The sequence below is a fragment of the Paenibacillus terrigena DSM 21567 genome (assembly GCF_000374845.1).
In the GTDB taxonomy this organism is placed as follows: domain Bacteria; phylum Bacillota; class Bacilli; order Paenibacillales; family Paenibacillaceae; genus Paenibacillus_K; species Paenibacillus_K terrigena.
Window position 1 is genome coordinate 136491 of sequence record NZ_KB895412.1, and the last position, 13581, is coordinate 150071.

The 13581-nt window shown below is 51.2% G+C and carries 6 protein-coding genes; 3 read left to right on the top strand and 3 right to left on the bottom strand.

Annotated elements, in window-relative coordinates:
* Positions 1-30 precede the first annotated feature (30 nt).
* Positions 31-1383 (bottom strand): catalase, encoded by a 1353-nt coding sequence (locus C558_RS0100685; RefSeq protein WP_018754278.1) that lies wholly within the window; start codon positions 1381-1383, stop codon positions 31-33.
* Between the two features lie 201 nt (positions 1384-1584).
* Between C558_RS0100685 and C558_RS0100690 the strand changes: the two genes are divergently transcribed.
* Both C558_RS0100690 and C558_RS0100695 read left to right on the top strand, forming a co-directional pair.
* Complete coding sequence (locus C558_RS0100690) at positions 1585-3006, top strand: PQQ-dependent sugar dehydrogenase (RefSeq protein WP_018754279.1); 1422 nt, start codon at positions 1585-1587, stop codon at positions 3004-3006.
* Positions 3007-3137: 131 nt separating this feature from the next.
* Positions 3138-4523, top strand: coding sequence for an FAD-binding oxidoreductase (locus tag C558_RS0100695; protein ID WP_018754280.1), 1386 nt, complete (start codon positions 3138-3140; stop codon positions 4521-4523).
* Positions 4524-4613: 90 nt separating this feature from the next.
* Here the strand turns inward: C558_RS0100695 and C558_RS0100700 are convergent, their stop codons facing one another.
* Together C558_RS0100700 and C558_RS0100705 are read right to left on the bottom strand one after the other, a co-directional pair.
* Positions 4614-11033 carry a phosphodiester glycosidase family protein gene (locus C558_RS0100700; RefSeq protein WP_018754281.1) on the bottom strand — a complete coding sequence of 2140 codons (6420 nt, stop codon included), beginning with the start codon at positions 11031-11033 and terminating at the stop codon, positions 4614-4616.
* A gap of 139 nt (positions 11034-11172) precedes the next feature.
* Complete coding sequence (locus C558_RS0100705; RefSeq protein ID WP_018754282.1) at positions 11173-12177, bottom strand: helix-turn-helix domain-containing protein; 1005 nt, start codon at positions 12175-12177, stop codon at positions 11173-11175.
* A gap of 294 nt (positions 12178-12471) precedes the next feature.
* On the opposite strand from C558_RS0100705, the gene C558_RS0100710 reads away from it, so the two are divergent.
* Positions 12472-13320, top strand: coding sequence for a GNAT family N-acetyltransferase (locus C558_RS0100710; RefSeq protein WP_018754283.1), 849 nt, complete (start codon positions 12472-12474; stop codon positions 13318-13320).
* Positions 13321-13581 lie beyond the last annotated feature (261 nt).

Here is a 13581-nt window from a genome sequence, read left to right on the forward strand (position 1 = left end):
GTTTTGAGTTACATAGATCAATGCGATTCCTTATGAAGATTGGATCTTTCGGGCGACACGTTCCCCAAGCTCGGAGGACGCCTGGTACAGGTAGCCGAGCACGATGTTTTGCGTTTCGGGGGATATGCCGACAAGATCGACGGCCAGGTTATCTACCAAGTGTTCTTGCTGCGATGTGGCAAGAGAACGATAATACTGACCGGCTTGCGTGAAGTCGTCTTGCTTGGGAATGTCGGACCGCACGAGGCGTCCTTCCACGAATCTCCCGTTGCCGCTGGTCACAAGGGAATCGGGCGTCCAGTTCTGCTGATGATTAATCGGAATCTTACGGAAGTCCGGGCCAAGCCGCCGTCGCTGCGAATCCCAATAAAGATTTGCACGCCCCTGTAGTATCCTATCGTCCGATAATTCTACGCCTTCCAGCAGGTTGGAAGGGGAGAAAGCCAACTTTTCTACTTGCTCCATATAATTATCTGGATTTCTATTTAATACCAACATCCCTACCGGGAGCAAGGGATATTGCCGCTCATCCCATACCTTTGTACTATCCAACGGATCATAAGGGAGAAAGGACTCGTCTTGGGGGTTCATCAGCTGCACGTAAAGCCAATATTCAAACGTTTTGCCCGCGCTCAGCGTATCGAATAAGTCCTTGCCGGCATAATCCGGATTCTCGCAAGCGAGCCGAGCTGCTTCTTGACGGTCAATATACTGCACACCCGCAAGAGGCATCCAATGATATTTCACGTAAGTGCGGACACCTTGCGCGTTTTTCCAGACGTATGTATTGACGCTGTGCCCCGGGATGTGTCGAAGGCTCTTGACAGTGCCCGCATCGGAGTAGAAACGGACGAGGAAGCCTGTAGATTCCGGTGCTCGGGCGACGAAGCTCCAAAATCGTTCCGGATTGATGAGGTTGTTGACGGGCGATGGCAGTAAGGCATTGATAAACTCGGGAAAGCGGATGGCGTCTCGGACGGAGAACACGGGGATATGGTTACAGACAAGATCGAATACACCATGATCCGTATAGAACTTGGTGGCGAGTCCGTGCACGTTACGGGAAGTATCCGGCGTGCCTTTGTTGCTGGCGGCTAAGGAGAATCTTACCGTGACGGGGACCTGCTGACCCGGATTTTGCAAGAAACAAAGCTGCGTGTAAGCCGTCATGGCATGCACGGTCTGAAAGTAGCCGAATGCGCCATAACCTTTGGCATGCACGGGTCTTTCCAATATTTTCGAATGAATGAAAGTCTCCAGCTTTTCATGCAGCACGTTGTCCTGTTCCAATACAGGGCCTCGTTCACTCACCGTCTGCGAATGAAAAGTAGCCGGAGTATCTCCGGACCATTTGTTAGGGCGAGTTCCATTGTTCTCGTTCATCTCTCAGCCTCCCATGCCCGTATGTGAATTGTTTGGATATATCAAAATGTATGAAGAGCTACTATGCGAATATGACAGTGCGGCGTCCAATAAGGAACCGTATCATAAGTAACGCGAATTTTATGAGATCGAGTATACTAAGGGAACAGTTCTAATCATATTTTTAAAAAAGGAATCAAGAGGAGGGAGTGCTGAAGTTAGTTGATACAAGTTAAGGTTAGTTTACGGCCCATTGTAAGTAAGATAAATATGCCCACTGTTTTGAAAACAGCTATACTCCCGGGTGATTCCATGGAGAGCCTATTTATTGCGACCCAGGTAGGAGAGATCTTTTACATACGAAACGAAGTCATAAGGACTTTTCTAGATATAAGCCCGCGAATCATGAAACTAGGTGTTTCTAGTGGAGGATATGATGAACGGGGATTGCTAGGGCTAGCGTTTCATCCCGAATTTTATTATAACGGTCTTTTCTATCTTCATTTTACAGTAGCCGGGACACAAGGTCCTGGTGCTCTTTCAGGCGCTTTTGAATCTTTTAAGCCTAACCCGTGTGATCCCGGCACTTTAAACCTAAGGTGGACAAATAGAGAAACGCAATATGATCATATCGATACCGTTGAAGAATGGATTTTACAGCCGAATGGTCAACCTCAAAAACGACGGACATTACTTAATATAAGAAGACCATTTTTAAACCATAATGGTGTCAATAGCTTAACCTTTTCACCTGAAACTGGAAAACTTGTTTTAACAACAGGAGATGGTGGGTCAGGCTACGATCCATTTAATTTAAGTCAGGATGATATGGAGATAGCCGGCAAAATTATTGAAATTGATGTCTTTAAGAATACGTTCATCGATAAACCACCCGTAGTTACACGCTTTAATGAACTTCCCGCACCTATTCAGGAGACGCTTACGGTCATTGCCAAAGGAGTTCGCAATATTCCAGGCATTTCATTTCAAAGGTTCTATAATTACTATATCAAATATGTGGGAATTGTCGGACAGGATTTGGTAGAGTCGATTTTTTCGTTCGTTCATCATCAACCAATACCGGTTACCCAGCTTGTTCAAGCTTCTTTAATGAATTCTGAACCGAACCAAAATGGATTTATTAACTTTGGCTGGCGAGGGTGGGAAGGTGCTTTTCCTACTTCGATGATTAGGGGCTGTTCTGCAAATCCAGCTTTGGATGAGAAAACAATTGCTTATTACGATGAAGCAGTAAAAACTTCAGTGAGGCGTCTTCAGCCTTTAACGAGTTATTTCCATAAAGATCCAAGGCCTGATAAATTTGAAGGAACTGCACTTACTGGAGTCCAGCCTTATATGGGGATTGGAATCCCCGGTTTAACAGGAAGCGTTGTATTTACTGATCTTGCTCGGAAAGGATCTCACCCCCCGGTTAGAGGGGTTTTGGCTTATACCAGGGTACGAACAGATTGCAAACTAAATGATTTTAGTGTGATAGAAACCGATTATGATTTTGGATCTCAATCAGCTTATTATGTTAGCCTGGGGACGAATCTGGATCAAACCAGACTTTATTTAGGGGTTAATGGTTCCGTGAAAGTGGCTGATTTTAACCAAGGTACCGTTTTTGAAATTGTTCCATAATTCATATCATTTATTCCTACCAGTTACTTGTCGCCCATACAAGGCAAGTGCCGTTACCAGGATAGGTGTCCCGTCATAGGTATAAGCAGATAAGAACAGCTTACCCATGAACGAGGATGGTGGATATTTCGATGGCACAACACCGGAAAAAGACAGGTACGCAATTGACCGGCAGGATCGTGGTACCGGGCAACCCGTCATACAATGCGGCCAGAATGGAGTTCAACAGGCGCTTTTCCAAGTTTCCGCGGCTGATCGTCTTCTGCAGACGAACGCAGGACGTGGTCAACGCCGTTAAATGGGCTAGGGAGCGGGGCGTGCGGCTAAGAGCGCGCAGCGGGCGGCACAGCTATGAAGGTTTCTCGTCTGTCAATGGTGGGATTATTATCGATGTCAGCGAGATGAATAAGGTGAAGGTAGATCGCAAGAAGATGGTGGCCCAGGTACAGACAGGCAATCCGCTTGCCCGCGTGTACAGGAAGCTATGGAATAAGCGCGTGGCCCTTCCGGCGGGGACTGCACCCGATGTAGGCGTTGGCGGACTTACCTTGGGAGGCGGAATTGGGCTTCTGTCTCGCAAATATGGGCTTACCTGCGATAACCTGAAACAGGTGAAGATGGTCGTCGCCTCAGGACGGTGTGGGGCGAAGACGATTGTGGCCAGCAAGAAGAAACATTCCGATCTGCTCTGGGCATCACGAGGTGGCGGGGGAGGGAATTTCGGCATTGCTACCTCGTATACGTTCCGGGTACGGCCTATCTCCACGGTCTCCATCTACAGCATTACCTGGAAATGGCGCGATCTGGAGAAGGTATTCCCGGCTTGGCAGCGCTGGGCGCCTTCGGTCACGAACCGCTTAACCTCAACCATCGAGGTGGCTGCCAAGCAGGTGGGAACGATCGTATCGACGGGGCAATTGCTGGGCGGTGCAGAGGAACTACGGCGATTAATCCAACCTTTGCTGCAGGCAGGAACTCCTGGGAAGGTGATGGTACGGACCGTCCCATTTATTGAAGCGACCAAATTTTTCGCCGAAGGGGACTTGAATCTGGAGCCGAAGTTCAAAATAACCGGCGCGTTCGGATTTAAGCCTTTGCCTCGCGAAGGCGTGCGGATCATTCGTGACTTCCTAGCCAACGCGCCCAATAGGCATTCTACCGTATGGTGTCAGAGCTTGGGGGGTGCAGGCAGCGCAGTGAGCCGGGTATCTCCGACGGCAACGGCCTATCCATATCGGAAGGCAGAGACAATCTATGAGCTGTCGGCGCGATGGAGGAACGATGGTGAGCAGCAGCGAAATATTCAGTGGGTGGAAAGGTTCCGTAGAGCGCTACGTACCTTTGTCGTTGGGGATTACGTGAACTTCCCCGATCTAAAGATCAAAAATTGGCCAAAGGCGTATTATGATGTGAACTTCCCAAGGCTGACGCGGGTGAAACGGAAGTACGATCCCCATAATGTGTTCCGTTTCGCCCAGAGCATTCCGGTGGGGAAAAAGGTAAGGAAGCGGCAGTAGCCTATCTGCTCTATTCTACATTCGATCATAGAAAATAGCCCAACCCGCCCGCTGTCAGCGTACGGATTGGGCTCTTGGCGTATTCTTTTATTACTTGTAAATCTTGTTCAAGATGCGGTACATGAATACAGCGACTTCCGCTCTCGTGGCGTTTCCTTCGGGGTTCAGCGCCTGACCGTCGCCTTGAATCAGACCTTCCTTAATCATTCCGGCCAGACTGTCCGCCGCATAAGCAGCGACCTTCGTATGATCCGCGAAACCGGTTAACGTCTCAGCGCTTGCGGTCATTTTCAAGTTTCTGGCCGTATTCAACGCTCTAGCCGTGATCGTAAACATATCCTGGCGGGAGATTTTTTCTTTTGGATTAAAGATCCCGTCGCCGGTTCCTTCGATGATGTTCAATGCCTTGGCCGTGCCCAGTGCTTCGTAGTAGTAATCGTCGCTGTTCACGTCTTTGAAGCTACCGGTTACGTTAGCGCTCAGCTCAAGTGTTCGAACGAGCATGGCGACGAAATCCGCTCTTGTAATGTTCGATATCGGGGCGTACGTGCGCTCATCCATGCCCTGAATGACGCCGCGCGCCGCTAAAGCCTCGATCGACGGCCTAGCCCACGCATAATTCGCAATATCTGCAAAGGTCTTGTCGACAACCGCTACGGCATAGGTGCTGAAGTGCTTCACTTCAAAGCGCACCGTTCCTGTGGCTGGATCGTAGATGCCGCTCGGAACCGGACGAACGCGGCCGACTGCATCGAGGTACTGGACGACAATGCTGCCCGGGTTCTCCAGTTCCTTCGCCGTCGGCTTATACGGAATCGCAACCCGAACGACCGTGTCCGGATTGTTCCACACGCGGCGCGTTCCTTTTTCCATGACCTCCAACTGGATAATCGGACGACTGCCGATATCTTTTCGGGCGTTAGTGTTTAGTGAAGTCGGGTCGGCCTTGCTAATGATGAGACTCACGAAGTCGGTATCCGATACGTTCTTATCCTTCAGAAAATCCGAAGGTAAGGTGACGATGCCGATCGACGTCACGATCTCGATCTTATTGTCCGGCGTCGGCTTTGTTACCGACTTCTTAGGCAGCGACACTTCCACGTGATTCGCTGCTGATGCACCCTTCACTTCGACACGGACGACTTTAGCGCCGTCTGCGTCGGGCTTAGCATCCTTCTGCGCGCGCTCTAGGTCTTCCGCGCGAATCTCGACTTTGGCGGTTCCCGCAGCAACCTTTGCTTCTACGGAGATATGGCCTGGCGTTACCGTCGCCTTACCCGGCGTCACAGCCGGAGGTAGCGTATTGGTAATGTCCGACGTTCTCGGCTTGTCAGGACGCGGGTTGGTGTCGTCCCGTTCTTTGACGATCAGCTCCAGCTGCGCGTATTTGGTCGGATCCATCTGGCTCGTTGCGCGGATGAACACCGTTCCCGGGTTCAATGCGGTAACCAGACCTTTGTCGGTAACATTCGCAATTCCCTTCGGACCTTCCACCGACCAGGTGACGTTTTTGTTTAGAACGTTCTCCGGCAGTATTTTGGCCGACAATTGCAGCGTATCTTCTACCTTGATCACCGCTCTCTCGCGATCCAGCCAAACCTCGCTGACCGGTGGATTGGTCGGCTTATCTGCTTCTTCCACGGTGAGCTGGAAGTCCGCATATTTCGTCGCATCCGCTGCGCTCATCGCGCGGATCGTTCTCGTCCCTTGCGAGATGGCTTTCACCAGCCCATTCTCGGTGACGTCGGCCACTTGCTTCGATGCATCGCCGTATACCGACCAGATGACGCTCTTGTTCGGCACATTCTCCGGAAGAACCATAGCGTTCAATTGCAGTTCTTGCCCGACTTTCAATGTTCCGCTCGATTGATCTAGCCGCACTTCATCCACGTGGATCTCTGGCATGCGATCTACCGTAATGACGCTGTCGGCGTATACATTGCTCCATACGCTCGTCGCCCGAACGACGGCGCTTCCTAAATGCTGGGCCGTCACTAAGCCGTCCGCTGCCACCTGAACAACATTGTCCTCAGATGAGCTGTATACGGACCAAGTTACGCCCTTGTTGCTGGCATTGGCCGGAAGTACGATAGCGTTCAACTTCACGCTCTCATTCACAGCCAGATTGACGTTCGGTTGATCGATGACGACTGATTGTGCCGGAAATTTGACCAGTCTAAACTGATCGACCACGCGGTCGTTGATGGTCTTCACGACGAATTTCATCTCGTCCCCGTCGATCTCGGCAGCGACGTACATCTGCACTTGCTCACCGTCGGTCACCTTCTGCCAATCTCTTGCCCATACTTGGTAGAACTTCGGACCGGACGAGCCGCCGACGATATAGGTCGTTCCTTCGCCATCGCCTACCGGTTTTTTGTCTTTCATCGGATAAGTTCGTACATACACGTGATCGTGGCCATTCATGACAAGATCGACTTGGAACTCGTCAAAGATCGGTGTCCACGTGTTGCGGATATGCTCGGAATCGTACATGCTGCCGAACGGTCCGCGGTGGAACGCGACGATCTTCCACTTCTTGTCGGTGGCGGCCAGATCTTTACGCATCCATTCCTTCTGTTGCTCGAAATCATATTCACTGTTCAGCACGATGAAATGAGCGTTCTTATAATCAAAGGAGAAGTTGCTCCCTTTAAGACTGTTGATCCCGTTCTGCGGGTGATTGAAATGAGCGAGGTAATCCTCGGTTTTGCGCGTCCCCGTCACTTCATGGTTACCGACGACAGGTACGATGGTCGTCTGCATCAGAATGCCTTGCGCGGCGTTAAACCACATGTTCCACTCGTTTTCCTTGAAGCCGTCCTCGACCAAATCGCCGCCCTGTACGACGAATTCCGTATCTGGATGATCCGTCATCGCTTTTTTCAGAATATCGCCCCACAGCTTGAAATCTGCTTCTTTCGTTGCCTGTGAATCCGCGAGGAAGATGAATTTGGTCTTCTCGCCGGTCGCAGCCGCCGTCTGGAACGAGCCGTTCGTGCTGTAGTTGCCATGTCCGTCACCTACTCGGAACATATAGTGCGTTCCCGGCTCTAGGCCGCTTGCCACGGATTTATGAACCCGAACGGTTCCTGTATCGGTCGTAGTGAACAAGTAACTGCTGCCGGTAAATCGTTGCACGTTCTGTGCATTGAAGTCCGTGAACTCCGATTTCTTCACGACTTCGACCACCGTATCGGCCGTCGCCGGGTTCGTGTGCCAGGTGAAGGCTTTGGAGGTCGTCGTATCCGCGCCCATTGTCACGCTGACGTTGCTCGGTGTGGGGCTGCCTGCCAGCGGCGAGACTTTGAATTTCAGGATCGAGCTGTAGGCGTCGCCTCTCACCGCTTGGAGCTTGTATTCCTTCACTTCAGAGGTGAGTTTCTCCGTCATCAGCGTCCCTTGCGCGTTGGTCACCCCGATTTCGGAACCTGCAACGTCGATGACTTTCACGTCTTCGATCGGAGCGCCGTTCTCGCCAATGACTTTGAACGTGGTAGGCATCCCTTGCACGATGCCATGTTCATCCCAGCTTAGGTGCAGATGGTGCTTCACGACCGCTTCCACCGGCAAGCCGAAGAAGCCGAAGCTTGTATCGCCTTTGTCTCTGAACGTAATAGCCCCTGATTTAAACGAAAACTTGACCTTCTCCTCGGCATCTGGCTTAATCCGGTATTGAATCTGACCGAGCAGATCCTGGTCCGTTAAGCCTGCTGTATGGATGGTATTGAAGCTAAGCTTTACGCTGCCCGTAGCCGCATCGACCTTCGAGACGAGTTGGTTCTCCGACAACTTACTGCCCTTTAATACGTTCAATCCGTCAACCTTCGCCGGATCGAAGCTGAATTCCATCGTGCTGCCTTGAATATCCGCTGCCTTCAGCGCTTTAATATCCACGGTGTACGTATTTCCAACGTAGACGGTTGTCGGGGCCTCGTAGACGATCTTCGATGAGCCGGTATTGACCGTAAAGGTCCATTCCTTCTCCGTCACGTTGCCAGACATGTCTCGGATCTTAATCTTGGCGAGGTGAACCCCGTCAGCTAGAGGTACGTTCGGCGTGTAGTGAATTTGACCTTTCGGTGGATACAGCGCATGCTGCACCAAGACACCGTCGACATAGAAGCGGATTTTGTCCGGATCGATCAGCGTCGTTCCCGGATGGGTCACAGGATCGTACCCGAAGTCTTCGCCGATGGCTTCAATTTTCGGTGTATTCGTTGTAATCGTGCTGCCTTCCGCAGGTTTGAAATCTTTCAGGATCGGCGGATCCATATCGTCGTTGGTAGGTCCGTATACCGCCCGGATCTGGTCGATGTAGAGGACGCCTGCCGTCTTATTGTCATTCTTCGTCTCCATGTAGCGTACAGGCTGATCCATGCGCAGTGGAAGCGGTCTCCCCTTCGGCACATCGGCCTCCAGGTACCGCCAGCCCGTAAAATCGACGCCCACCGATTCATTTACGTAATCAATACCGACGGCCGCACCGTTGCCGTCGCGGATTTGTCCGCGCAGCCAGTGCTTCTTCCCGTCGCCGTATACCCAGAGACCGATTTTCTCCGGATAGCCGGGAATTTTAATATTGCTCTCCAGATCATTTGCAGCGATATAGGCACCGGACGTCCCGATCGTCTCGGTGAAATCGTACTCTAGTTTCGCCGATTTATTGCCTAACCGGACGAAATCCTCATCCGTCTCTTCGCTAAGCTTCACGCTCTTGTATCGCGCGCCGGATTCGATCTGATACTTGCCCGTGCCGTTCTCGAAATCCTCCAGCACCACCGGTGGAAGCCCGACCTTGACGTCCATCGACGTCACAATGTTGTTGTATGTCACAATAATTTTGCCGCTCTGCTCCGTATCGTTCGTTGCGGTAAAGACGCCGTTCTTATCAATGCTTCCGATCTTCTCATCATCGACTTTCCATTCGAACATGTTGTTTTGCGCTTGAATGAGCTGCCCGTTACGGAGCGCACTGACGGATAACGTGAATTTCTCGCCTGAGGTGAAGGTTTTCACGGCGTCAGTGAATTTTAGCTCGGTTAATTCATCCACGACTTCCACCTGCCCTGTGCCGTTCAATCCGCCTGCGGTCGCCGTAATTTCGGCTGTTCCCGCAAGGTTGGCGGCCGTAAATGTCCCTGCGTTATCGATCGTTCCGACGGGCGACCCAAGGCGCCATGCCGGCGTTCCGGCGAGCGAAGCGGGATGACCGTTCGCATCTACCGCGGCTGCTTTGAACGTAACGGATGAGCCGACCAGCACGCGCTCCAAGTTCGGCTGTACGACCAGCTTGGATGCGGCGCCTTCCGGCGCTTTGTTCACGAGCAGCAGCCCGTTCGCCGTCTTACGCTCCGAACCGTCCGATGGCAGGTTCAGAATCCGGCGCTTCGTATCGCCGGGCAGCTTCGCCACGAACGTCGCGGAGCCGCCGCCATCAAGGCACAGTGCATTCACAGCGCCCATATCCTTCATGATCTTGCCCAGATCGTCGTAGGACACGCCTTCGCTGAAGCCCGGCGCCCGGCCGTCGATTTCGACCATGATGATCGAACCGTCGGCTTTGGTGCCGATCCCGACGCGCGGATACAAGGCCTTGTCTTCGTGGGTTTGGGCTACACCGTCCTTCACCAGCATGAAGACGCCGCCCATCGCCATCTTCACGTCTTTCCATTCATCTTCCAGCTCGAAGCTGGCCGTAACCTCATCGCCAATGTTCAGCCCTGCCAGCTCGGCCCGGTATTTGCCCGATGCAGACAACACGACTTGACCAGCCTTCAGAGGTGTATTTCCTTTACCCTTATGTATCCCAGCCACTTTGAGCTTCAAGTTCTTGCCGCTCTTCACTTCACCTTCCAGCACGTCGAGCACAACTTCGTCGCCGAGATCGTTCGTCATCGTCGAGGTATGGAATGAAGAGGTATATAGTATGAGTTCTTCGATATTCGTATCTCGCATCCGATTGATGTGAGAGATCGATACCGTCTTGCCCCCGATCGTAAGCGTACGGTTCAGATCCGGGCTCAAGCCGTAAATGGTCGTGCCGTCATTCTTCAGGCCGAAGGCAAGCCAACTCCATTTCTCCGGCGGACTGGTCAGAATCTCGCCGTCCCCCATGAACAATCCAAGTGGAACACCGGTCGCCATGTCGTAAAAGTCTCCGTTAATGGCCGCAATGACCCGGTTCCCAGGTGCGTCGGCGTCATCGGCCATTTTCGTGACGCCCTGCATCCCGTAGACTTTGCCGTTTGTTTTGCCCGGCTGGAGGTCTAGCATCTTATTCTTCGGATCGAATTCGACAGAATGGATTTTCTCCAAGCCTTGCGGTAGCTTCATCTCCTGCCAGGTGTACTTCGCACCCGGACTGAGCTCCATCTGGCGTGAATCGAGAACTTGCCCGAATGCCGCCTGGGGACTGTCCGCCGCTAGCGCTTGTCCCAAAGGAGAGACCAAAGAGAACATGATAATAAGGTTGAGACATATTGCGATGCTGCGTGTCTTTCGTTTCATCTCGTTTCTTTTCCTCCTTGCTAGATTCTAGTCGTCTAAATGACGTGTCCTAGTATAATATGCAAGGCTGGAAAAGTAATGAACCGTTCTTATTGTTTCTGAGCCGATTTTCTTCTTAACGAAATCTTTAAAAGCCAGCTCAAATTCCAAGGCTTCTCCGGTATTCCCCCGGCGTCATATGTACATGCTGCTTGAATACTCTATTGAAATATTGCAGCGTGTCATACCCCACCTCGCCAGCTACTTCGTAAATCTTATGATTGGGCTGCAGCAGCAGCTCCTTGGCCTTCTCGATTCGGACGCGGTTCAAGTAATTGACGAACGAATAGCCGGTATATTTCTTGAACTGCACGCTGAAATAAGAGATGCTCATGCCGAAACGCTCGCTGACCTCAGCCAGCGTATGATCGCTCCGGTAGTTCTCCCGGATATAGTCGCAGGCCCGCTTTACGTTCAACTTCACGCTGCTATCGGCCGGCGAGGCAGACTGGGCGATCCAGAATTCGCATAGTCTCTGAAAATAAGCGACAGCCTCATCTTCGCCCTCCCATGAGAAAGGCTCGTCGAATTCAAGCCCGCGTTTCTTGAGAATGTAATGCCATTTGGCATAAAGCAGTCGGAACAGGCCCAGCCTCTCTCCCTGCTGGCCCCCCTCGAAGCTCTGCATGCTTCGGATCATCTCCGCGTGCCTCTCAATGAACTCGCCCGGCTGAAGAAGATCCAGCCTCTCGAAAAACTGCTGCGCTTGCACGAACTCGCGATGCGCGCCGTGGAAATATACCACTCGCTCTTCCGCACGCCGCAGCGCCCGTCGCAGCTCTTCGCCCTTCACCGGCTTTTGCAAATAATCGATGGCGCCTGCTTGCATGGACTGCCGGACATAGTCGAAGCGCGTGCTGTCGCTCAGGATGATCGTTACTACGGGAATACGCTGTTCGTACACCTGTCTCACCAAGGCGAGTCCTTCAAGCCGGGGCAGCATAAGATCGGTCAGGAGAAGCGTGGGCCAGCCCTGCTCCATCAATCGTAAAGCTTCTTCCCGGTCACACGCCTCCCCGACGACGATATGCCCCATCCCTTGCACCATCTTTTTGATTGCCGCACGTTTATCCGCATGAGGCTCTACAATTTGTACATGAAGCATCGCTGATGTCCTCCCTATCCTCCGAATTGGGTGTAGTCCGCTCGTTCGTATCTAACGTTTCTTCGGCTGAATGGTTCCGGGAAGTGAGCGCCTTTGCAAAACCTTTAAAAAGGAACAGTTGGATAAGTAGGCCTAAATCACGGATAAGGGAGTAGATTCTAGGAGATTCGCACGCAATTTGCGGATCTTTATGCGTATATTGGTTGAAATATCCATTATTCTATGAAATAATCACTGGCGTGAAGAAAATCGGAAGTACAACGTCTCAATAAAAAATGGAGGAATCAAAGGCTGATGAACATACCAGGGATCCGATATGAACACTTCAGTGAAAAAGACTATAATGCCGCCAGAGAATTATTAAGTTATGACGTCGACGCGAGTGAAGACATCCTTCGGGTGCTTGCTGAAGAACCGGAACTATTTATTACCGCGTTTATTGAGGATAAGCTTGTTGCACTGGCCCAAGTGAACGAGCCTGCATCTCAGACCTATTTAACGGTGTTCGTCGCTCCTCAGTTTCGTAGGCAAGGAATCGGTTCTGCCATGGTAAAGTATGCTGAAAACGAATTGCGAGCGGGCGGATCCCAAATCGTCAGGAGTTCCTTTCGTGCCGGTCATCAATCATCTCTTGCGTTTGCGCGCAAGCTCGGTTATGACGAATACTTTTCATCGGCTTATATGCAGCGAACCAGCGATCCCTTTCCCCTGGAGGAGCTTCCGGTGAGGCTGTATACGGATGAAGACTATCTTCCCACGCAGTCGATGTATGCCACAGCTTTTCATGAAATGCGAGTCCGTGTTGGGTGCTTTCCTGATTCTGTGATTGCAGAGCCCAGTGAAAAAGGACGAAGAGCATGGATAGAGGATGCGGAAAACCGTTTTGTCTACGAAATAAATGGGGAAATCGTCGCTTATAGCCACCTTTGTGGTCATGAAATCAGCAGTATTTCCGTACGTACAGACTTTCAGGGGCAAGGGATCGGAAGAAAGTTCGTGATGTATTTATGCAACGAGATCTATCAGCGTGGCAGCGCAACCGTCGACCTTTGGTGTGTCATCGGGAATGATGCCAGAAATCTGTATGACAGCCTTGGATTTAAGGAAAAGTATGTTAAGGAATTTATGCGGAAAACGCTCTGATCGTGATTTATCGGGGAGTTGCACCCCCTGAGCCGAACAATCCTTGATCCTCTCCCATTGTGCACAATTTACCAAATGAACATAAATTGTTTTCATAAGGAAAAGATACTACAATATAATTGATCAGTGGAGTAACGTAGCTTAGACGAATTCATTAAGATAGGTCATTAATGACTTTAGACAGCGCTTACAAAATAAAACTAACGTCTACTTCGTCATTGTAAGATTTTGCAGCTTGTCCAAAATAACAGCTAAGAGAGT